Origin of the sequence: Streptomyces sp. NRRL S-118 (genome assembly GCF_000716335.1) — a bacterium.
Classification (GTDB): Bacteria; Actinomycetota; Actinomycetes; order Streptomycetales; family Streptomycetaceae; genus Streptomyces.
The window spans coordinates 72,897-93,914 of the sequence record NZ_KL591021.1 but is presented as its reverse complement, the minus strand read 5'-3'; the positions used below and the strand labels follow the sequence as shown (position 1 = coordinate 93,914).

The following is a 21,018-nucleotide window of genomic DNA, read 5'->3' as shown; positions in this document are numbered from 1 at the left end:
GGGCCGCGCGGCCCGGACGCTCCCCCGCCTCAGGTCAGGAGGCGGGGCGTGAGCGCGCCGCAGGGCAGGAGCTCGACCTCGGCGCCCGCCTCGCGGACGTCCGTCAGGACGAGCTCGTCGTACAGCAGCATTCCGGACCGCTCCGGCCAGACGATCGCCCACAGCCACAGCCCGCGCGCCTCCCCCGCGAAGACGGCGCGGTCGTCGGGCGCGTCGGTGACGTGCCAGAGGGGGGTGGGGCGGCCGGCCGCGAGAACCTTGGCCTGCGGGGGCTTGTCGCCGCAGATGTGCGGCCCCGGGTCGGGCCCGTCGATGCCGGCGTACCGCGCCCCGAGGCCGACGCCGAGCTCCTCGGCGACGAGCAGCAGCTCGCCGGTGCCGCCGAGCGGGGCCGGTCCGGAGCAGGCGACGACGGTGGCACGGCCGCCGCTGCGGTCGTCGCCCGCGTACGTGACACCGGTGAAGAGCCAGTCGAGCGGGAGCGGCCACGGCATCCAGACGGGGACCTGGGCGCGGCGCGTGACCACGCCGAGCGCCTCCACACTGGGCGGGAGCACGGGCTGCAGCGGCTGCACGGGACCGTGCACGGCGCACTGCCAGGAGTCGGAGAAGAGACCGGGCGCCCGGACCCGGCCTCCACACCTCGGGCAACTGGGTTCGCCCCTCATAGCGTTCAACGGTCCTACCCCTCCGGCGCCGCGTCAAGGACGATCACCCTTCCGGTGTGCCGCCATCCGCCCCGAAGTAGATGTGATTTGCATCCATTAGTTTGTCTAAATTATTGTGTGTACATGGCACCCATCCGGCGGAGTGAGGGGACACCATCCATGCGGTCGGAGGACCCCTTCGACGAAGGGGCGCACGGCATCCTGCGCCAGCCCGGGGCCGTCTGGGCCACCGCCGGCGCGTCCGTCGTCGCCTTCATGGGCATCGGACTCGTCGACCCGATCCTGCCGTCGATCGCACAGGGCCTCGATGCCACGCCGAGCCAGGTCTCGCTGCTGTTCACCTCGTACTTCCTGATCACCGCCGTCGCGATGCCGCTCACGGGATTCGTCTCCAGCCGCATCGGCGGCCGCCGCACGCTCCTGGCCGGACTCACGCTCGTGATCGTCTTCGCCGCGCTGTCCGGGACGTCCGGCTCGGTCGGCGAACTGGTCGGCTTCCGGGCCGGCTGGGGGCTCGGCAACGCCCTGTTCGTCTCCACCTCGCTGGCCGTGATCGTCGGTGCGGCGGCCGGCGGGAGCGCGGCGGCGATCCTGTTGTACGAGTCGGCGCTCGGCCTCGGCATGGCCTGCGGACCGCTGCTGGGAGCCGCGCTCGGGGACGCCGGCTGGCGCTACCCCTTCTTCGGCACGGCCGCGCTGATGGCCGTCGGTTTCCTCTGCATCGCCGCGTTCCTGGAGGAGCAGCCCCGGCCCGCCCGCCGGACGTCGCTGCTCGATCCGCTGAAGGCGCTCGGCCACGGCGGGCTGGCCTCGGCCGCCGCCTCCGCGTTCTTCTACAACTACGCCTTCTTCACGGTCCTGGCCTTCACGCCGTTCGTGCTCGACATGACGCCGTACCGGTCCGGGGCGGTCTTCTTCGCCTGGGGCGTGCTGCTCGCCCTGTTCTCCGTGCCGGTCGCACCGCGGCTGCAGGAGCGGTTCGGGTCGCTGAAGGTGCTCGGGACCTCCCTGGTGCTGCTCGCCGCCGACGTCGTCGTCCTCGGGTACGGGGACCGCACCACGGCGATCGTCTGCACGATCCTGTCCGGCGCCTTCATCGGCATGAACAACACCGTCTTCACCGAGCTGGCCCTCGACGTGTCGGACGCGCCGCGCCCGGTCGCCGGCGCCGGCTACAAATTCGTGCGCTGGTTCGCGGCCGCCGCGGCGCCCTGGCTCGCGCCGAGGATCGAGGAGTGGAGCGACGTGCGCATGCCGTTCGCGGTGGCGGGTCTCGCGGCCCTCACCGGCGCGGCCATCGTCCTCGTCCGGCGGCGCTCGCTCACCCGGGAGGCGCAGGAGCAGCTGCTGCCGCAGCCGGCGCCCGCGGCCGGCTGACCGGACCGCGGGGGAAGCCGGCACCAAGCGGCGTTCCTCAGTCGAGGGTTACGGACCTGCGCAGCGGATCGCGCAGGTCCGTGCCGGCGTTCAGCCACCGCTCCTGGAGCGCCTGCGCGCCGTGAACCCGCTTCCACGCGGCCTCGTTGGGCGTCATCGGCAGCAGCGGCAGGAACCGCACCGGATCCCTCGGCGCGTCCAGCTCCAGGTCCTCGACGAGCCCCCCGGACTCCGCGACGAGCACGGAGCTGAACGGCGCGCCCGGCCACAGCGGTTCCCCCAGGTCCAGGGACGCGCCCGGCGCCACCACCACGCCCTCCACCTGCGGCGAGGCGGCGAGGACGGCGAGCGGGCGCAGCACCTTGTCGGTGTCGGCGAGACCCGCCCGCACCGTCAGGACGAGCTCCGCGCGCGGACCCTTGACCGGGTCGGCGAGCGCCGCCGTGGGGTCGGCCATCGGCTGGGCCGACATGCCGAGCGTGGCGTACCGCACCACATCGGCCTCGGTGAAGCGGAGCACTTCGATGCGATCCGTGCCGAGGAAGGTCACCGCGGCACGCGCGTCCGGCTCGCCCAGGGCCGTGCGCAGCCGGGCCTCGACCAGTGCAAGAACTTCTTCCATCCAGCGAGCATAAAGCGCGTATGGAATGGGCAAAGAAAGGGATTGACCCTCAGTCGGCTGATAGTCTTGGCCGCTGGTCGGGAATGCGTGCCTGAGGGCGCGTCCCAGCAGCAGCTGGGGGACACGTTCCAGTCCCGACGACACGTCATCCCCCACGGGGGACCGGCCGGAGGAGGTGGGGCTGCGGTGGATCGAAGTCGATCGTGCAGTACCAACCGTTCTCCCGTCCGCGGCCTTTCTCTGTGAGCTGAGGCACGCCCGCCGCTCGCGCACATGGCGACGCACACGACGGAAGAGCACCCGTTTTTGCCTGTCTGTAGCGAACGCCGTCACCGCGAGCCATCCGCGGTGCCGCCCGCTTTGCGGACGTGCGCTCCCCCGGAGCTCCGCCTGGGAGTGTGCCCGTTACGTCCCCATTCCGGGCTGCGCCGGCATCTCCGCGCCTCGCCGACGGCCTCTCCGTGAAGGAGCCAGCCATGTCGATGATCCGTGACCTGCGCGCAGCAGTACGCCCCTCCCTGCGCAAGCGCACCGGCGCCCCGTACAACGCGTACAACTCCTACGACGCGACCCGCGACCCCTCGGCGTCGAGCGCCGTCGTCGACTGCGCCGTCTACCGCGACGGCCGCCGCCTGAAGGACGAGGCGTGCCTGACGCCGCGTGAGGCCATGCAGCAGGTCCGCGAGGGCGGTGGCTTCGCGTGGATCGGGCTGCACGAGCCGACGGAGGCCGAATTCGCGGGCATCGCCGCCGAGTTCGGGCTGCACCCGCTCGCCGTGGAGGACGCCGTCCACGCCCACCAGCGGCCGAAGCTGGAGCGGTACGACGACACCCTGTTCACCGTCTTCAAGACGATCCACTACGTGGACCACGCCGAGCTCACCGCGACCAGCGAGGTCGTCGAGACCGGTGAGGTGATGTGCTTCACCGGACGGGACTTCGTGATCACCGTCCGGCACGGCGGCCAGGGGTCCCTGCGCAACCTGCGGCACCGCATGGAGGGCGAGCCGGAGCTCCTGGAGAAGGGGCCGTCGGCCGTGCTGCACGCCATCGCCGACCACGTGGTGGACGGCTACATCGCGGTGGCCGACGCCGTGGAGATCGACATCGACCAGATCGAGATCGACGTCTTCTCGCCGCCGACGAAGGGCTCCACGCGGGGCACCGACACCGGGCGGATCTACCAGCTCAAGCGCGAGGTGCTGGAGTTCAAGCGGGCGGTCTCGCCGCTGCTGCGCCCGATGCAGCTGCTGAGCGAGCGGCCGATGCGGCTGGTGGACCCGGACATCCAGAAGTACTTCCGGGACGTCGCCGACCACCTGGCGCGGGTGCAGGAGCAGGTCGTCGGGTTCGACGAACTGCTGAACTCGATCCTCCAGGCGAACCTGGCGCAGGCGACGGTCGCGCAGAACGAGGACATGCGCAAGATCACCTCGTGGGCGGCGATCATCGCCGTACCGACGGCGGTGTGCGGCGTGTACGGCATGAACTTCGACTACATGCCGGAGCTGCGCTGGAAGTACGGCTACCCGCTGGTGCTGGTCGGGATCTCGGTCATCTGCTTCGCGATCCACCGCACCCTGAAGCGCAACGGGTGGCTGTAGCGCGAGTGGCTAAGCTGCCGGTATGACTCCGGAAACGCTGCTCGACCAGGCCCTCGTCGAGGAGGCCACCAAGAAGTCCGGCCTCATCTGGGTACGGGGCGAGGGCCCGGCCCGTCCCGTGTGGCACGTGTGGCACGACGGCGCGGCGCACCTCCTGGGCGACGGCCCCGGCGAGCAGCCGCTGCCGGGGCTCGTGGACGGCGCCACCGCCGAGGTGACCGTGCGCAGCAAGGACAAGGGCGGCCGGATCGTCTCGTGGACCGCCGCGGTGAGCGAGCTGGCGCCCGGCTCGGAGGCGTGGCAGGCGGCGGCCGCCGAGCTGAAGGGCAAGCGGCTGAACGCCCCGGACGCCGAGACGATGACCGAGCGGTGGGCACGCGAGTGCCGCCTGCTGCGGCTTGACCCGCGGGACGCGACGACGGTCCACCCCGACGGCTCCCTGGCGGCGGTCCCGCTGCCCACCCCGGTCACCACGCGCCGGCCCGTCCCGGCGGCACTCCCCCGCCTGCTCCTCAAGCGCCGCAAGCGCTGACCGCGCGCTCCGGCGCGTCCGGTCAGTCGCTGGTGCGGGGGAGCTGGCGGCCGTAGTCGACCGTCTCCTCCTTCGCGGGCGCCCTCAGGGCGAAGTCCTGGTTCCAGTCGGACAGGACCACCACGCCCGCACCCCCGCCGCGGGCGAACTGCACGGGGTACGGGGTGCCCTCCAGGGAGACGTCCAGCGTGCCGCCCTCGCCCTGCGCGCCGCCCGCCACCTTGATCGTGCGGATGCCGCCGATCTTGTCGCGGTCGCCCTTGACCACCTCGCCGTGGAGCTCCAGCAAGCCGTCCAGCAGCACGTTCTTCTCCGTGAAGCCGCGCAGCTGCTTGTAGGAGGGGTCGTCCTGCGGGACGACCACGTACTTGTCGTTGAGCTTGTCGGCCGCCGTCGTGTCCGACTCGGCGGACTCGTCGCCCCCGGTGCTCTCCGCGTGGGACCAGAAGGCCGCGTCGGCCTTCAGGTAGAGGGCGTCGCCGACCCGCAGCAGCTCGAAGGTGCTGGTCCTGGTGACGACCGAACCGATCGCCCCGGTCTCGTTCAGCCGCATGTTCAGCTTGTACGTGCCGCCCTTGCTGACCAGCGTCCCGGACAGCCGTACCGCCTTCGCGGTGTCCGCGGCGCCCTGCGCCTTGGCCTCGATCTCGGAGGCGGACAGCTTGCCCACCCCGTTGGTCCCTTCGTCCGGATCCTCACCGCACGCGGTGAGCACCGCGGCCAGCCCGGCGCAGAGCGCGACGGGAAGGGATGCCCGGACTGCCCGGCGGGCACGCGAAGCCGGGGGGAGAGCGGTCACCTGCGCACTGCCTCTCATCTGCCTGTGGGGGATCGTGAGACCGCAGCGTACCTGTGCCGTCTGCGCCGTTCGCCAGAGAGCCGGACGGACGCCCTGCCTGGGCGACCCGCACCAGGACGGGCTAGCCTGAATCGGCACGAAACCTGTGCTTTCCGGCAGACGAGGAGGTGTGCGGCATGGTGGCAGGCGCACCCCGCGTCTTCGTCTCGCACCTCGCCGGCGTACCCGTCTTCGACCCCAACGGCGACCAGGTCGGCCGCGTCCGCGACCTCGTCGCGATGCTGCGCGTGGGGCGCCGGCCGCCCCGCCTGCTGGGCCTGGTGGTCGAGGTGATCGGCCGGCGCCGGATCTTCCTGCCCATGACCCGGGTGACCGGCATCGAGTCCGGCCAGGTCATCACGACCGGGGTGCTGAACGTGCGCCGCTTCGAGCAGCGCCCCACCGAGCGCCTGGTCCTCGGCGAGCTGCTCGACCGCCGGGTCCGGCTGGTCGAGGACGGCTCGGAGGTGACCGTCCTCGACGTCTCCGTCCAGCAGCTCCCGGCCCGCCGCGACTGGGAGATCGACAAGGTCTTCGTCCGGCGGGGCGGCGGCGGGGCGCTGCGCCGCAAGGGCGAGACGCTGACCGTCGAGTGGTCCGCCGTCACCGGCTTCTCGCTGGAGGAGCACGGGCAGGGCGCGGAGAGCCTGGTCGCCACCTTCGAGCGGATGCGCGCGGCCGACCTCGCCAACGTGCTGCACCACCTCTCCCCCAAGCGCCGCTCCGAGGTCGCCGCCGCCCTCGACGACGACCGGCTCGCCGACGTGCTGGAGGAGCTGCCCGAGGACGACCAGGTCGAGATCCTCGGCAAGCTCAAGGAGGAGCGCGCCGCGGACGTCCTGGAGGCCATGGACCCGGACGACGCCGCCGACCTGCTGTCCGAGCTGCCCGAGGAGGACAAGGAGCGGCTGCTGACGCTGATGCGGCCCGACGACGCCGCCGACGTGCGCCGGCTGATGGCGTACGAGGAGCGCACGGCGGGCGGGCTGATGACCACGGAGCCGATCGTGCTGCGCCCCGACGCGACCGTCGCCGACGCGCTCGCGCGCGTGCGCCGGCAGGACCTGTCCCCCGCGCTCGCGGCGCAGGTGTACGTGTGCCGGCCGCCGGACGAGACGCCGACCGGGAAGTTCCTCGGCACCGTGCACTTCCAGCGGCTGCTGAGGGATCCGCCCTTCACCCTCGTGTCGGCGATCGCGGACACCGACCTGGCGCCGCTCACCCCGGACACCCCGCTGCCCGCGGTGACGAGCTACCTCGCCGCCTACAACCTGGTGGCCGCCCCGGTCGTGGACGACAGCGGGTCCCTGCTCGGCGCGGTCACCGTCGACGACGTCCTGGACCACCTGCTGCCCGAGGACTGGCGCGAGACCGAGTTCGAGCACGAGCCGGGCGGGGAGGCCGCGCATGGCGCTCGACCGGCAGGGTGAGCGGCCCGCGCCCCGGATCCGGCTGGACCAGCCGCGCGTCCGGCGGCCGCGGCTGCTGCCGGAGTACGACCCCGAGGCGTTCGGGCGGCTGTCGGAGCGGATCGCCCGCTTCATCGGGACCGGCCGGTTCCTGGTCTGGATGACCGCGGTCGTCATCGTGTGGGTGGTGTGGAACGTCTCCGCGCCCGACCGGCTGCGGTTCGACGAGTACCCGTTCATCTTCCTGACGCTGATGCTCTCCCTGCAGGCGTCGTACGCCGCTCCGCTGATCCTGCTCGCGCAGAACCGGCAGGCCGACCGGGACCGGGTCACGCAGGAGCAGGACCGCAAGCAGAACGAGCGCTCGATCGCCGACACCGAGTACCTGACCAGGGAGATCGCAGCGCTGCGCATGGGCCTGGGAGAGGTCGCCACGCGCGACTGGATCCGCTCCGAGCTGGAGGACCTGGTCCGCGAGCTCGCCGAGCGGCGGGACCCGGCGGCGCACGGAAGTGACGAACCCGACCGCTGAGAGCCTTTCCGGCGGCCGGGGGCGGCGCCGTACCATCTCCGTATGGTTACGGAAGACGCGGTGCGCGAAGCACTGGCGACGGTGAACGACCCCGAGATCAACCGGCCGATCACCGAACTCGGCATGGTCAAGTCGGTGGAGATCGGTGCGGACGGCGCGGTCGCCGTCACCGTCTATCTGACGGTCTCCGGCTGTCCGATGCGCGAGACGATCATCGCGCGCGTGAGCGAGGCCGTGTCGCGGGTCGAAGGCGTCACCGGCGTCGACGTGACGCTCGACGTGATGAGCGACGAGCAGCGCAAGGAGCTGGCGGCCGCCCTGCGCGGTACCACCGCCGAGCGCGAGGTGCCGTTCGCCAAGCCCGGCTCGCTGACCCGCGTCTACGCGGTGGCGTCCGGCAAGGGCGGTGTCGGCAAGTCCTCCGTGACCGTGAACCTGGCGGCGGCGATGGCCGCCGACGGGCTGAAGGTCGGCGTCGTGGACGCGGACATCTACGGGCACAGCGTGCCGCGCATGCTCGGCGCGGACGGCCGCCCCACCCAGGTCGAGAACATGATCATGCCGCCGTCGGCGAACGGCGTGAAGGTCATCTCCATCGGCATGTTCACCCCCGGCAACGCGCCGGTGGTCTGGCGCGGCCCGATGCTGCACCGTGCGCTCCAGCAGTTCCTCGCGGACGTGTACTGGGGCGACCTGGACGTCCTGCTGCTCGACCTGCCCCCGGGCACCGGCGACATCGCGATCTCCGTCGCGCAGCTCGTCCCCAACGCCGAGATCCTCGTCGTCACCACACCGCAGCAGGCGGCGGCCGAGGTCGCCGAGCGCGCCGGCTCCATCGCCGTGCAGACCCACCAGAAGATCGTGGGCGTCGTCGAGAACATGTCGGGCCTGCCGTGCCCGCACTGTGACGAGATGGTCGACGTCTTCGGCACGGGCGGGGGCCAGAAGGTCGCCGACGGCCTGACCCGCACCACGGGCGCCACGGTGCCGGTACTGGGCCAGATCCCGATCGACGTGCGGCTGCGCGAGGGCGGCGACGAGGGCAAGCCGGTCGTCCTGAGCGACCCGGACTCGCCGGCGGGTGCCGCGCTGCGCTCCATCGCGGGCAAGCTGGGCGGCCGCCAGCGCGGCCTGTCGGGCATGTCGCTGGGGATCACCCCGCGCAACAAGTTCTGAGCGCACCTGCGGCTGAGGGGCGGCCCGAGGGCCGCCCCTCAGCCGTGCACGGCGCCCGCACCGCACGTCTCGGCGGTGCGTCCGCCCGCGCTCCACGGGCCTACGCGTACGACGTGATGTCCTGCACGACCGCGAAGCCCAGCCCGTAGGCGCTCATGCCCCGCCCGTACGCGCCCAGGTGGACGCCCTCGCGGGTGGTGCCGGCCAGCACCCAGCCGAACTCGGACTCCCGGTAGTGGAACGGCATCGGCACCCCGTCGACGGGCAGCGACAGCGTCGTCCAGGCCGGGCCGCCCAGGTCGTCGGCCAGCGCGAAGGCGGTCTCCGTCTGCTGGTCCAGCCAGTCGTCCCGCAGCGAGTGGTCCAGCTGGGGCGGCCAGGTGTACGCCAGGAGCCCGGAGCCGGCCAGCCAGGCGGCGGAGGAGACGGTCGTGGCGTCCAGGACGCCCGTGCCGTCGCCGCTGCGCCGTACGGGGCTCGCGGCGACCGTGACGACGACCGCGAAGCGCTCCCGTTCGGCGGGGGCTCCGATCGCCTCGGGCCGTATCGCCGGCTCGTCACCGTGCCCGGTCGAGCCGTGCTGGACGGTGCCGTCGGCGGAGGTGCCGACCTGCATCAGCCAGCGCGATCCGGTGAACGCCTCGTCAAGTCCGTACCAGGGGAAGGGCGCGCGCAGGTAACCGTCGACCGTGCGCCGGGCCTTGGGCACCCCCTCGGGGGATCTGGCACCGGGCGCAGCACTCTGCGCCCCTACCCGACTTGTCGTCTCCATCTGTCCGGCCGCCTCCTCGATACGTGGACAGAGGGAGAGCTTAGCCACCTCACGGGGCGCGGATCGGGAAGACCTGCGGTCAGGTGGCGTCGGCGTCGAACGGAGGACGCTCGCCCTGCCCCGGCACGTCCCGCTTCTTCAGCAGGTCCGGTGCTCCCGAGGGGGCCGGGACGGAGGAGTCGCCGTGGTCGTTGACCGCGCCGGCCACCTCGTTGATCTCCTTCTTGAGATCGAAGCCGGTACGGATCTCCCTGAGATCCTCGTTCTCGGCGAGCTGCTTGCGGATGAACGTCTTGGGGTTCAGGTCCTCGAAGTCGAAGTCCTTGAACTCGGGGCCGAGCTCGCTGCGGATGTCATGCTTCGCGTTCTCCGAGAACGCGCGGATCTTCCGGATGAAGCGGGCCGCGTCCTGGATGACCTTCGGCAGCTTGTCCGGGCCGAAAATGAGCACGGCAAGGACCACGAGCGCCACGAGCTCGAATGCGCCTATGTCGTTGAACACCTTGCCGCTCCTTCTCGGGGTCCGGTTCCCGGGGCTCGGGGCCCGCTCCACGGTACCTGGCCCGGCCGACGGGGCGGTACCGGGCGATGGCCGCCGGGCGGCGGTTCAGTCACCGGTGGACGAACCCAGGGTCAGCGTCTTCGTCTGTTCCTTGCCGCCGCGCTCCAGGGTCAGCTCCAGCCGGTCGCCGGGGCGGTGGGCGCGGATCTTGACGATGAGCTCCTCACCGCTGTGCACCCGCCGGCCGTCGACCTCGGTGATGACGTCGCCGGGCCGGATGCCCGCCTTGTCGGCGGGGCCGCCGGCGATGACGGACGCGCCGCCGTCCTGGGCCTTCTCGCCGACCCGGGCGCCGTCGCCGCTGTACTTCATGTCGAGGCTGACCCCGATGACCGGGTGGGTGGCCTTGCCGGTGTTGATCAATTCCTCGGCGACGCGCTTGCCCTGGTTGATGGGGATGGCGAAACCGAGACCTATCGACCCCGCCTGCCCGCCCTCGGGGCCGGAACCGCTGTCGGCGGCGCGGATGGCGCTGTTGATGCCGATGACACGGGCCCGGGAGTCGACCAGCGGGCCGCCCGAGTTGCCGGGGTTGATCGGGGCGTCGGTCTGGAGCGCGTCGACGTAGCTGATGTCGCTGCCGTCGCCCTTCTCGCCGCCCGCGGTGATGGGCCTCTCCTTGGCGCTGATGATGCCGGAGGTGACGGTGTTCTGGAGGTCGAAGGGCGCGCCGATGGCCACGACGGGATCGCCGACGCGGACGTTGTCGGAATTGCCGAGGGGCAGCGGCTTGAGGTTGGACACGCCGGTGACCTGGACGACCGCGAGGTCGTACCCGCTGTCCTTGCCGACGAGCCGGGCGGCGGCCGTCTCCCCGCTGCTGAAGGTGATCGTGATGTCCCCGGAGGTGCCGGCGGGGTCGACGACGTGGTTGTTGGTCAGGATGTGGCCGCGCTCGTCCAGGACGAAGCCGGTTCCGGTGCCCTGTTCGCCGCCGCCGCTCACATGGAGCGTGACGACGCTGGGCAGGGCGCTGGCGGCGATCCCGGCCACGCTGTCGGGGGCGCGGCCGGTGTCCTCGCGGCCGGCCTGCGGCAGTTCGACGGTGGTGAGCCCGCCGTTGCGCTCGATGTACGCGCCGACGCCGCCGCCGAGCACACCGGTGAGCAGGGCGAACAGCAGCGCCCCGACCAGCCACGTTCCCCGGCGCGGGGCCTTGCGGGCGGGCGGCTCACCGGCGCTCGTCAGCGGCTGCGGCCGCCCGCCGGGGCTGCTCCAGGGGTCGTACTGGATCCAATGCGATGGCTGCGGGGTGCCGTACGCGGGGGGTGCCGCGGGCACCACCGTGCCGTGCGGCGGGGTGGCGACCGGCCGCTGCACGGGCGGCGCGGGCGCCCAGGGCCCGGGCTCGCCGTACGGCGGCGTGCGGTACTCGTCGGGCGCGTGCAGCGGCGGCGCGGCCGGGGCGGGGCCCGCTGCCCCGGATGCCGGGGCGGCCGGGCCGGGTACGGACACCGCGGGACCCGCGGGGGCGGCCGCGGGCTCCGGTTCGGCCGGTGCGGCCGCAGGTGCGGGCGCGGGCTTCGTCAGGGACAGCGGCGGCGCGGGGTGCGGGACCGTGGGCGCCGCCGCCCGGGTGGTGGGGCGGGCCGGACGGCTCCACCAAGTGGGCTGAGAACCGGTGGGCTTCCCGTCGTTCATGTGCTCCCCGCTACCGCGCTGCTGACCCGTCCGCGCCCCCTCGGGCGCCCTGCGCATGGATTCAACCAGGTCCGGCCGGCCTTGCGCAGTCGTCCCGTCAGCGCCGGGCGATCAGCGGCAGCATGCTGGGCGATGGCGTGGCCGGTGCGGTGGCGGTCGCGGTGGCCGCCGGCGTCAGCCCCGGGGCGGGGGCGAGGTGGAGCAGCGGCGTCAGCGGTGCGGCGGCGCCGCTCAGTGCCGTCGCCGGGAGAAAGGGATGGGCTCCCGACTGCCGTCCCTGCGAGGCCCGCACGGCGGGCAGCGGCGCGGTGGTGCCGTTCCCGGCGCCGGTCCCGCGGCGGCGTTCGGCCGCGGCGTTCGCCGACTGGCCGGGGGTGCGCAGCGGGGTGACGTTGTTGCTGCCGCCCTCGCCGCGGGTGTCGAGCGTGGCCGCCGTCGGCAGTGCGCCGCCCAGGGCGATCGCCGCGAACGACACCGCGCTGGCGGCGGCGAACGCGAACCGCCGTCCGCGCCACGGCGAACGGTCCGCAGGGCGCCCCACCTCGTGGATGCGGAAGCCGGGGCCGGGGCCACCGGGCAGCATGAAGCCGTCGGGGCTCATCTCGAAGACGCCGTCGGCGAAGGGTCCGGGCCGGAAGGCTCCGCCCCTTCCCCGGCCGTCGTCGTCATCGCCGCCGACAGCACCCCCGGGCAACCCCTGGAGGCGTGCGAGCAGCCCCTCGGAGGGCGGCGGAGGGGCGGCCTGGGCGAAGACGCTCTTCACCCGGCGCTGGGCGTCGGCCTCGGCCTTGCACTTGGCACAGGTGGCCAGGTGCGCGAGGACGCGCTCACGGGCGTCGTGACCGAGCTCGCCGTCGACCAGCGCGGCGAGCCGGTCGCCCAGGTGCTGCTCGGCGGGGGTCGGACTGGTGCCACTCACGCCGTTCCGCCCTCCCCGCCCACGGCCACGAACGTGCGCTGTTCGGCCCGCGCCTCGGGCGACCGGTGCTTGAGCGCCTTGCGCAGGTGGGAGCGGCCGCGGTGGATGCGGCTGCGGACGGTGCCGAGCTTCACGCCGAGGGTCGCGGCGATCTCCTCGTACGACAGTCCCTCGATGTCGCAGAGCACGACCGCGGCACGGAACTCCGGCGCGAGGGTGTCCAGCGCCTGCTGGACGTCGGCGTCGAAGTGGGTGTCGTGGAAGACCTGCTGCGGGGACGGCTCGCGGCTGGGCAGCCGCTCCGCCGCGTCGTCGCCGAGCGCGTCGAACCGGATGCGCTGCTTGCGGCGGACCATGTCCAGGAAGAGGTTGGTGGTGATGCGGTGCAGCCAGCCCTCGAACGTACCCGGGGTGTACGTCGACAGGGAGCGGAAGACGCGGACGAAGACCTCCTGCGTGAGGTCCTCGGCGTCGTGCTGGTTGCCGGTGAGACGGTACGCGAGGCGGTAGACGCGGCCGCTGTGGGTGCTGACGATCTCCTCCCAGGAAGGGGGAGCCCACGCCTGCGATTCCGCATCCGAGGCGAAGGTCGCGGTGGTGGGTGCGGAGTCGTCGACGGTGCGGGTTCGGGTCCCTCCCACGCCGGCAAGGCTGTGGGGGCGGTCAGCGGTGTCGGTCACGGATTTCGGCTCACCCGCCGACCTGAGGAAGCGCCGCAGCACTCCTCTCCGATCCACAGGCGCAGCCGCACCTCCCCTATCGGCTCTGGTGGTGTCCAGTGGAGCCCCTACCATAGCCACCTCGCCCGTTAGCTCCGGATAAGAATCTTTACGTGAATTTGGGACCGTCTCCCGTGTCTTGGTCCCCCTGCCTCCCCCAACGCACAGTCCCATCTGCGGGTTCCCGGCCCCGAGCGGATACAGTCACCGTTGCGCCAACTATGGGGACAGGAGAGGGTCATTACCGCCAACCGGCAGACGAGCTGGGCGTTCGCCGACGCCTTTGTCGCCGAGGACGAAGCGCTGCGCTGGGCCCGTGAGCGGGCCCGGGAGGCAGGGCTGCCCTCGGTGTCGCCAGGCACCGGCGCCGCGCTGCGTCTGCTGGCGGCCACGGCGGACGCCAAGGCGGTGGCGGAGATCGGTACCGGAACCGGGGTGTCCGGCATCTACCTGCTGCACGGCATGCGCCCCGACGGCGTCCTGACGACCGTGGACCCCGAGCCCGACCGGCAGCAGTTCGCCCGGCAGGCGTTCCGGGCAGCGGGCTTCGCCGGCAACCGGGCACGCTTCATCCCGGGCCGTGCCCTGGACGTGCTGCCCCGGCTCGCGGACGGCGGGTACGACCTCGTCTTCTGCGACGGCGACCGTACGGAGTGCCTGGAGTACCTCGCTGAATCGTTGCGCCTGCTGCGTCCGGGCGGGCTCGTCTGCTTCGAGGGCGTCTTCGCGGACGGCCGCACCGTCGACTCGGGGGCGCAGCCGGCCGAGGTGCAGCGGCTGCGCGAGCTGCTGCGGACCGTGCGGGAGAGCCAGGAGCTGCTGCCGTCGCTGCTGCCGGTGGGCGACGGCCTGCTGTGCGCGGTCCGGCGCGGCTGACCCGCCGTACTCCGGCCGACCACGGGCGGCCGGCCCATGGCCGGAAACGCACCACAGCCCCGGCCCGGCCGAAGCCGTTTCCGGGGCTGTGGGGAAAACCGTGGGCAGTGCGCGTCAGCTCAGCCGACGACCTTCTTCAGCGCGTCGCCGAGCGCGTCGGCCTCGTCCGGGGTCAGCTCGACGACAAGTCGACCGCCGCCTTCGAGCGGAACGCGCATGACGATGCCCCGCCCCTCCTTGGTCACCTCGAGCGGGCCGTCGCCCGTCCGCGGCTTCATGGCCGCCATGCTCGTTCCCCTTCCTGAAACCAGCTCATCGTCGCCGACGGCCCTCTGGCATGGGCACGCATCACCGGCATCGAACACATTGCTTCCAGGTCATTATCCCGCATGGCGGGACCCGATGACCAACATCGGGCGGCATCGCTTGCGCAACGCGCTCTCGCAAAACCGCATATTTCGGCGGTCCGCCTGCGATACTTCGCCGCCGCAGGTCGCGCCGGGCCCGGAGTTTCTTTGACGCAGGTCACATGCCGGGGCGCATGCCGGGACAGGATGATCTCCGCCATGCTGGGCGGAACACCGCCGTCAACCGACCGAGGGGACTGACCTGCCATGGCCGACACCGTGCTGTACGAGGTGAGCGACGGGCTCGCGACGATCACGCTCAACCGTCCGGAGGCCATGAACGCACTGAACATCGACACCAAGGTGGCGCTGCGGGACGCGGTGCACGCGGCGGCCGAGGACCCCGCGGTGCGGGCGGTGCTGCTGACCGCGACGGGCCGGGCCTTCTGCGTGGGCCAGGACCTCAAGGAGCACATCTCGTTGCTGGCCGACGGCTCGGGCGCGACGATGAGCACGGTGCGGGAGCACTACAACCCCATCGTCCGGGCGATCACCGGCATGGCGAAGCCGGTGGTGGCGGGGGTGAACGGGGTCGCCGCGGGAGCCGGCTTCGGCTTCGCGCTGGCGGCCGACCACCGCGTCGTGGCCGACACGGCGTCGTTCAACACCTCCTTCGCCGGGGTGGCGCTGACCGCCGACTCGGGCATCTCCTGGACGCTGCCCCGCGTGGTCGGCCCGGGCCGCGCCGCGGACCTGCTGCTCTTCCCGCGCTCCATCACGGCGCAGGAGGCGTACGAACTGGGCATCGCGAACAGGGTGGTCGCGGCGGCGGACGTGGCCGCGGAGGCGGAGAAGGTCGCCCGCACCCTGGCCGCGGGCCCGACGGTGGCGTACGCGGCGCTGAAGGAGTCCCTCGCGTACGGCGCGTCGCACACGCTCGACGAGGCGCTGGAGAAGGAGGACGAGCTCCAGACGAAGGCGGGCGCGTCGGAGGACCACACCATCGCGGTGCAGGCCTTCCTCGCCAAGGAGAAGCCGAAGTACCTGGGCCGCTAGCGGCGGCGGCCCCGGGCCTCTCGTGCGGACCCTGCAGGGCTCGTGACGCCTGGACACCGCGCCTCGCAGCGGTGTCGCCGGTCGCCGCTCCTCCGCCGTGCGGTGCCCGGCACCGGACGCCAGTGCCTGATCCGCCCTCATCCGGCCTGATCCGGACGGACGGCCCTAGACGGCGGCCCCGCCGCGGGCGGCGCAGCCGGCGAGGTGATCGTCGACCAGCCCGCATGCCTGCATCAGCGCGTACGCGGTCGTGGGCCCGATGAAGCGCAGCCCGCGCTTCTTCAGGGCCTTCGACAGCGCGGTCGACTCGTCCGTCACCGCCGGTACGTCGGCGATCGTGCGCGGCACCGGGCGGCCGGCCGGGTCGGGGGCGTGGGACCAGATCAGCGTGTCCAGCTCGCCGGGGGCCCAGTCCGCCAGGACCCGCGCGTTGGCGAGGCACGCGTCGATCTTGGCGCGGTTGCGGATGATGCCCTCGTCCGCGAGGAGCCGCTCGCGGTCGGTGTCGGTGAAGGCGGCGACCCGCGGGATGCGGAAGTCCGCGAAGGCGTGGCGGAAGCCCTCGCGGCGGCGCAGGATCGTGATCCAGGACAGGCCCGACTGGAACGCCTCCAGGCAGAGCCGTTCGAAGAGGGCGTCGTCGCCCCGGACGGGACGGCCCCACTCCTCGTCGTGGTAGGCGACGTAGTCCGGCGTGGACACGCCCCAGGGGCAGCGCGGTTTGCCGTCCGGGCCGGGTACGGCCTCCCCGGTCACTGCTCCTGCCCCCGGTCCTCGTCCTCGTCGGCCGGGCGGTCCGGCTTCTTGTCGAACAGGTCCGTCCCGCCCACCGCCGTCGCCTGCGCCCCGGCCAGCGCCGCCTCCAGCTCCGCGATCCGCGCGTCCCGCTCGGCGAGCTCCGCGCCGAGCCGGCCGAGCACGTCGTCCACGTCCGCCATCCGGTACCCGCGCGGGGCGACCGGCAGCCGCAGCGCGTCGACGTCGGCGCGGCCGACCGGCCGGGTCAGCGGCAGCGGGTCCACCAGTTGCTCGGGCGCCGCCTCGGGAAGGACGTCGCTCTCGCCGCCACCGACCACCGCGAGGGTGACCGCGGCGATCACCACGACCATCGCGATCATCAAGAACCAGAACACAGGGCTGCCTCTCCCGGGAAGGGGAAAACGGTCTGGCCCCGATCGTGCCATGCGCCGCCGGCGGCTAAGGTCGCAGGCGACCGAACGCGAGGAGGACAACGGGATGCTGCGCCTGGGACAGCGTGAATTCGACGCGCACGAGCCGGTGATCATGGCGATCGTGAACCGGACCCCGGATTCCTTCTACGACCGGGGCGCCACGTTCCGCGACGAGCCGGCGCTCGCCCGGGTCGAGCAGGCGGTGGCCGAGGGCGCGGCCATCATCGACATCGGCGGGGTGAAGGCCGGTCCCGGCGAGGAGGTGTCCGCCGAGGAGGAGGCGCGCCGCACGGTGGGCTTCGTCGCCGAGGTGCGCCGGCGCCACCCGGACGTGGTGATCAGTGTCGACACCTGGCGGCACGACGTCGGCGAGGCGGTCTGCGAGGCGGGCGCGGACCTGCTGAACGACGCGTGGGGCGGGGTGGACCCCAAGCTGGCGGAGGTCGCCGCGCGCCACGGCGTGGGACTGGTCTGCACGCACGCGGGCGGCGCGGAGCCGCGTACCCGGCCGCACCGGGTCGCGTACGACGACGTGATGGCGGACATCCTGCGCGTGACGGTGGGTCTGGCGGAACGCGCCCTGGAGCTCGGGGTGCGGCGGGACGGGATCCTCATCGACCCGGGCCACGACTTCGGCAAGAACACCCGGCACAGCCTGGAGGCGACGCGCCGCCTGGGCGAGATGACGGCCACCGGCTGGCCGGTGCTGGTGTCGCTGTCGAACAAGGACTTCGTCGGCGAGACGCTCGACAAGCCCGTCAAGGAGCGCGTCCTGGGCACGCTCGCGACCACGGCGGTCTCGGCGTGGCTGGGCGCGCAGGTCTACCGCGTGCACGAGGTGGCGGAGACCCGGCAGGTCCTCGACATGGTCGCGTCCATCGCCGGCCACCGCCCGCCGGCGGTCGCCCGCCGGGGCCTGGCCTAGGGCCGCGGCCCGCGGGCGGGGCCGGTGCCCGCGCCCGCGGCGGGGCGCGTCAGCGCGGGTGCTCGCTGCCCGTCTCCTTGGTGACCAGCGCGACCGCCTCCTCCACGTCGTCCGTCACGTGGAAGAGCAGCAGATCGTGTTCCGACGCCTTGCCCTGCGCGATGACCGTGTTGCGCAGCCAGTCCACCAGGCCCGACCAGTACTCCGTACCGAAGAGCACGATCGGGAAGCGGGTCACCTTCTGCGTCTGGACGAGGGTCAGGGCCTCGAAGAGTTCGTCCAGCGTGCCGAGGCCGCCCGGGAGGACGACGAAGCCCTGCGCGTACTTCACGAACATCGTCTTGCGGACGAAGAAGTAGCGGAAGTTGACGCCGATGTCGACGTGCGGGTTGAGTCCCTGCTCGAAGGGCAGCTCGATGCCCAGGCCCACCGAGACGCCCTTGGCCTCCCGCGCGCCCTTGTTCGCGGCCTCCATCGCGCCCGGGCCGCCGCCCGTGATCACCGCGAAGCCCGCCTCGACCAGCGCCCTGCCGATCCTGACGCCCGCCTCGTACTCCGGCGTGCCGGCCCCGGTGCGGGCCGAGCCGAAGACGCTGATCGCGCTGGGCAGTTCGGCGAGCGCGCCGAAGCCCTCCACGAACTCGGACTGGATGCGCATCACCCGCCACGGGTCGGTGTGCACCCACTCGGAGTCGCCCGCCGTGTCCAGCAGCCGCTGATCGGTGGTGCCGGGCTGCACCTGCTCCCGGCGCCGCAGCACCGGCCCCAGCCGCTGTTCGGCGAGTGCCCGCAGTCCTTCGGCCTCGGCCTCGGGGTTGCCCATGATCCGCTCCCTCCGCTGAACATCGTTTCCCGCTCAGGGTAGGGCGACACGTATGACGAATGGCGAAATTTCGGCGGTCAGGCAGTGAGCCAGTCGTACAGCCGCCGTTCGCAGTGGGTGATCCGGTCGACGGCCACGTGCTCGTCCCGCTTGTGCGCGAAGAGCGCGTCGCCGGGGCCGTAGTTGACCGCGGGGACGCCGAGGGCGCTGAAGCGGGACACGTCCGTCCAGCCGAACTTCGGCTGCGCGGTGCCGCCCACCGCCTCCATGAAGGCCGCGGCGGCCGGGTGCGACAGGCCGGGCAGGGCCGCGCCGCTGTGGTCGTCCACCACGATCTCGTCGATGCCGCAGTCCGCGAAGACCTCCCGCACGTGCGCCTCGGCCTCCTCCTGGGAGCGGTCGGGCGCGTAGCGGAAGTTGACGACGACGGTGCACGCGTCGGGGATCACGTTCGTGGCGACGCCGCCCTCGATGCCGACGGCGTTGAGCCCCTCCCGGTACTCCAGCCCGTCGATCACCGCGCGCCGCGGCTCGTACGCGGCCAGCCGGGCCAGGATCGGCGCGGCGGCGTGGATGGCGTTGGACCCCATCCAGCTGCGCGCCGAGTGGGCCCGCTCCCCCTTGGTCCGCAGGTGGACCCGGAGCGTGCCCTGGCAACCGCCCTCGACCTGGCCGTCGGACGGCTCCAGCAGCACCGCGAAGTCGCCCTCCAGCCACTCGGGGTGCGCCTCGGCCACGTGCCCGAGCCCGTTCAGGTGGGCGGCGACCTCCTCGTTGTCGTAGAAGACGAACGTCAGGTCGCGGTTGGGCTCCGGCACGGTCGCGGCGATGCGCAGCTGGACGGCGACGCCCGACTTCATGTCCGAGGTGCCGCAGCCCCACAGGATCCCGTTCTCGTCGAGCCGGGAGGGGACGTTGTCCGCGATCGGCACGGTGTCGATGTGTCCCGCCAGCACGACCCTTTCGGCCCGGCCCAGGTGCGTCCGGGCGACGATGTTGTTGCCGTACCGGTCGACCGTGAGGTGCGGAAGGCCCCGCAGGGCCTGCTCGATGGCGTCGGCGAGGGGTTTCTCGGTGCCGCTGACCGAGGGGAAGTCGACGAGTGCGGCGGTCAGTGCCGGACCGTCCAGGGTCAGGTCCAGCACCGGGTCGGCGGAGGGGTCCAGTACGCGGTCGGGCATGGTCTCGGACATGGTGCCGAGCCTATCCCGGCCCTCCAGTACGGTGGGCTCCGTGTCCGAGTCCAGCCGACCCCGCAGCCTCAGGATCGCCACCGCGCTCGGCGTGCTGCTGGCGCTGATCGCGTACGTGGTCGTGCAGTACGTGACGGGTGGCAAGGGCGCCCCGCGCTGCACGGTGGGCAGCGGGAACAACACCTACCGGTTCACCCCGGAGCAGGCCGCGAACGCCGCGACGATCTCCGCCGTCGGCACCACCCGGGGGATGCCGGAGCGCGCCGTGACCATCGCCCTGGCGACGGCCCTCCAGGAGTCGGCCCTGCGCAACATCCGGCACGGCGACCGCGACTCCGTCGGCCTGTTCCAGCAGCGCCCCTCGCAGGGCTGGGGGACCCCGGAGCAGATCCTCGACCCGGTCTTCTCCGCGAGCCGGTTCTACGAGCGCCTCGCCGAGGTCCCCGGGTACTCCCGGCTGCCGCTGACCGTCGCCGCGCAGCGCGTGCAGCGCAGCGGTTACCCGCAGGCGTACGCGAAGCACGAGCCGGACGCCGCGCTGCTCGCCGCGGCGCTGACGGGGCGCTCCGCCGCCTCGCTGACCTGCACGTCCGGCATCGGTGTGCGCAAGGCGGGCGATCCGGCGAAGGTGCGCGCCGAGCTGGTGCGGTCCTTCGGCGCGGACGTGCTGCCGCGGGGCGGGGCGCCCGCCGCCGGCGCGGCTCCGCGGGAGCTCGCCCTGCCGGTGGCGGCGGCGGTGGAGTCGGCGGGTCCCGAGGGCGGGGGCGCGGGCGGCGCCTCGCAGCGGGGCTGGGAGCTGGCGCAGTGGGCGGTGGCGCAGGCGGACGCGCTGGGGCTCGCGGAGGTGTCGTACGCGGGCCGCGTGTGGAGCGCCGAGCGGTCGGCCGAGGGGTGGCGGACCGACGAGTCCGGCGAGCCGGGCCGGGCACGCGCGGGCGAGGTCCGGATCCGGGTCGCACAGTAGCGCTGGCATTCACTCTCCCGAATGAGCCGCTCCGCTTATCGCGGCCTCTTCCGAGCCTCTTTCAACCGGCCACGAACCGGTTTTCCGCACCCGTTCCCTTTCCCGTGCGATCACTGGGGAGGGACGGTTCTCCAGCCGCGCGGCGCGGCCGCACGCCACGGCTTGTTTGCCCGTTTTTGCGTGAAACAGATAATGCGACGCATTACCCACTCTTTACCTTCGGTCACCGCAACCTCCCCCGGCCTCCGAGCGGTTGTCACAGCGTCCGATCGTCGGACAGGCACCACAGCC

General features: G+C 72.7%; 23 protein-coding genes. 10 read left to right on the top strand and 13 right to left on the bottom strand.

What is annotated here, in order from left to right; translation table 11 throughout:
- Positions 1 to 29: 29 nt before the first annotated feature.
- Positions 30 to 668, bottom strand: a complete 639-nt coding sequence (locus tag IH00_RS0128395) for a DUF6758 family protein (protein WP_031078520.1) — start codon at positions 666 to 668, stop codon at positions 30 to 32.
- 159 nt (positions 669 to 827) lie between these two features.
- Here IH00_RS0128395 and IH00_RS0128390 point away from each other — a divergent pair, with 159 nt between their 5' ends.
- Positions 828 to 2,045 (top strand): MFS transporter, encoded by a 1,218-nt coding sequence (locus IH00_RS0128390; protein ID WP_031078518.1) that lies wholly within the window; start codon positions 828 to 830, stop codon positions 2,043 to 2,045.
- A 37-nt stretch (positions 2,046 to 2,082) separates the two neighbouring features.
- Here IH00_RS0128390 and IH00_RS0128385 read toward each other — a convergent pair whose 3' ends face one another.
- Positions 2,083 to 2,667, bottom strand: a complete 585-nt coding sequence (locus IH00_RS0128385) for a suppressor of fused domain protein (protein ID WP_031078517.1) — start codon at positions 2,665 to 2,667, stop codon at positions 2,083 to 2,085.
- A gap of 476 nt (positions 2,668 to 3,143) precedes the next feature.
- On the opposite strand from IH00_RS0128385, the gene IH00_RS0128380 reads away from it, so the two are divergent.
- Together IH00_RS0128380 and IH00_RS0128375 are read left to right on the top strand one after the other, a co-directional pair.
- On the top strand, positions 3,144 to 4,271 hold the full coding sequence (locus tag IH00_RS0128380; protein ID WP_031078515.1) for a magnesium and cobalt transport protein CorA: 1,128 nt from the start codon (positions 3,144 to 3,146) through the stop codon (positions 4,269 to 4,271).
- 22 nt (positions 4,272 to 4,293) lie between these two features.
- Entirely contained in the window at positions 4,294 to 4,803 is a 510-nt protein-coding gene (locus IH00_RS0128375) for a pectinesterase (protein ID WP_031078513.1), read from the top strand.
- A gap of 22 nt (positions 4,804 to 4,825) precedes the next feature.
- On the opposite strand, the gene IH00_RS0128370 is transcribed toward IH00_RS0128375, so the two are convergent.
- A complete protein-coding gene (locus IH00_RS0128370) occupies positions 4,826 to 5,602 on the bottom strand; it encodes a hypothetical protein (protein ID WP_031078509.1) in 777 nt (258 codons plus the stop codon).
- Between the two features lie 176 nt (positions 5,603 to 5,778).
- Here IH00_RS0128370 and IH00_RS0128365 point away from each other — a divergent pair, with 176 nt between their 5' ends.
- Genes IH00_RS0128365 through IH00_RS0128355 form a run of 3 tightly spaced genes read left to right on the top strand, consistent with a single transcriptional unit; the run spans position 5,779 to position 8,758 of the window.
- Entirely contained in the window at positions 5,779 to 7,071 is a 1,293-nt protein-coding gene (locus tag IH00_RS0128365; protein WP_031078508.1) for a magnesium transporter MgtE N-terminal domain-containing protein, read from the top strand.
- Complete coding sequence (locus IH00_RS0128360) at positions 7,049 to 7,582, top strand: DUF1003 domain-containing protein (RefSeq protein ID WP_031078506.1); 534 nt, start codon at positions 7,049 to 7,051, stop codon at positions 7,580 to 7,582. The genes IH00_RS0128365 and IH00_RS0128360 overlap by 23 nt, the downstream gene beginning before the upstream one ends.
- Positions 7,583 to 7,624: 42 nt before the next feature.
- Positions 7,625 to 8,758 (top strand): Mrp/NBP35 family ATP-binding protein, encoded by a 1,134-nt coding sequence (locus tag IH00_RS0128355; protein WP_031078504.1) that lies wholly within the window; start codon positions 7,625 to 7,627, stop codon positions 8,756 to 8,758.
- A 100-nt stretch (positions 8,759 to 8,858) separates the two neighbouring features.
- On the opposite strand, the gene IH00_RS0128350 is transcribed toward IH00_RS0128355, so the two are convergent.
- The 5 genes from IH00_RS0128350 to sigE all read right to left on the bottom strand — a co-directional run bounded on the left by IH00_RS0128350 (position 8,859) and on the right by sigE (position 13,446).
- Entirely contained in the window at positions 8,859 to 9,530 is a 672-nt protein-coding gene (locus IH00_RS0128350; protein ID WP_031078502.1) for a hypothetical protein, read from the bottom strand.
- Between the two features lie 79 nt (positions 9,531 to 9,609).
- Positions 9,610 to 10,032, bottom strand: coding sequence for a sec-independent translocase (locus IH00_RS0128345; protein ID WP_031078501.1), 423 nt, complete (start codon positions 10,030 to 10,032; stop codon positions 9,610 to 9,612).
- Between the two features lie 105 nt (positions 10,033 to 10,137).
- Complete coding sequence (locus tag IH00_RS0128340) at positions 10,138 to 11,733, bottom strand: S1C family serine protease (RefSeq protein WP_031078499.1); 1,596 nt, start codon at positions 11,731 to 11,733, stop codon at positions 10,138 to 10,140.
- Between the two features lie 97 nt (positions 11,734 to 11,830).
- Complete coding sequence (locus tag IH00_RS0128335) at positions 11,831 to 12,652, bottom strand: anti-sigma factor family protein (protein WP_039947503.1); 822 nt, start codon at positions 12,650 to 12,652, stop codon at positions 11,831 to 11,833.
- Positions 12,649 to 13,446: an RNA polymerase sigma factor SigE gene (sigE, locus tag IH00_RS0128330; RefSeq protein ID WP_199819823.1), complete on the bottom strand. Its 798-nt coding sequence runs from the start codon at positions 13,444 to 13,446 to the stop codon at positions 12,649 to 12,651. Before sigE ends, IH00_RS0128335 begins: the two co-directional genes overlap by 4 nt.
- A gap of 135 nt (positions 13,447 to 13,581) precedes the next feature.
- Between sigE and IH00_RS0128325 the strand changes: the two genes are divergently transcribed.
- Entirely contained in the window at positions 13,582 to 14,247 is a 666-nt protein-coding gene (locus IH00_RS0128325) for an O-methyltransferase (RefSeq protein WP_078888001.1), read from the top strand.
- Positions 14,248 to 14,366: 119 nt separating this feature from the next.
- On the opposite strand, the gene IH00_RS40625 is transcribed toward IH00_RS0128325, so the two are convergent.
- Positions 14,367 to 14,534, bottom strand: a complete 168-nt coding sequence (locus IH00_RS40625; protein ID WP_003966491.1) for a DUF3117 domain-containing protein — start codon at positions 14,532 to 14,534, stop codon at positions 14,367 to 14,369.
- 327 nt (positions 14,535 to 14,861) lie between these two features.
- Between IH00_RS40625 and IH00_RS0128315 the strand changes: the two genes are divergently transcribed.
- On the top strand, positions 14,862 to 15,650 hold the full coding sequence (locus IH00_RS0128315) for a 2-cyclohexenylcarbonyl CoA isomerase (RefSeq protein WP_031078492.1): 789 nt from the start codon (positions 14,862 to 14,864) through the stop codon (positions 15,648 to 15,650).
- Between the two features lie 165 nt (positions 15,651 to 15,815).
- Here the strand turns inward: IH00_RS0128315 and IH00_RS0128310 are convergent, their stop codons facing one another.
- Positions 15,816 to 16,406, bottom strand: a complete 591-nt coding sequence (locus IH00_RS0128310) for a DNA-3-methyladenine glycosylase I (protein ID WP_031078490.1) — start codon at positions 16,404 to 16,406, stop codon at positions 15,816 to 15,818.
- Positions 16,403 to 16,834 carry a hypothetical protein gene (locus IH00_RS0128305; RefSeq protein ID WP_078888000.1) on the bottom strand — a complete coding sequence of 144 codons (432 nt, stop codon included), beginning with the start codon at positions 16,832 to 16,834 and terminating at the stop codon, positions 16,403 to 16,405. The genes IH00_RS0128310 and IH00_RS0128305 overlap by 4 nt, the downstream gene beginning before the upstream one ends.
- Positions 16,835 to 16,886: 52 nt before the next feature.
- Between IH00_RS0128305 and folP the strand changes: the two genes are divergently transcribed.
- On the top strand, positions 16,887 to 17,747 hold the full coding sequence (folP, locus tag IH00_RS0128300; RefSeq protein WP_031078487.1) for a dihydropteroate synthase: 861 nt from the start codon (positions 16,887 to 16,889) through the stop codon (positions 17,745 to 17,747).
- Between the two features lie 49 nt (positions 17,748 to 17,796).
- Here the strand turns inward: folP and IH00_RS0128295 are convergent, their stop codons facing one another.
- Entirely contained in the window at positions 17,797 to 18,570 is a 774-nt protein-coding gene (locus IH00_RS0128295) for an LOG family protein (protein WP_031078484.1), read from the bottom strand.
- 77 nt (positions 18,571 to 18,647) lie between these two features.
- Entirely contained in the window at positions 18,648 to 19,763 is a 1,116-nt protein-coding gene (gene dapE, locus IH00_RS0128290) for a succinyl-diaminopimelate desuccinylase (protein WP_234334984.1), read from the bottom strand.
- Here dapE and IH00_RS0128285 point away from each other — a divergent pair.
- Positions 19,762 to 20,727, top strand: coding sequence for a VldE C-terminal domain-containing protein (locus IH00_RS0128285; RefSeq protein ID WP_420710933.1), 966 nt, complete (start codon positions 19,762 to 19,764; stop codon positions 20,725 to 20,727). The genes dapE and IH00_RS0128285 overlap by 2 nt on opposite strands.
- The last annotated feature ends 291 nt before the right edge of the window (positions 20,728 to 21,018 follow it).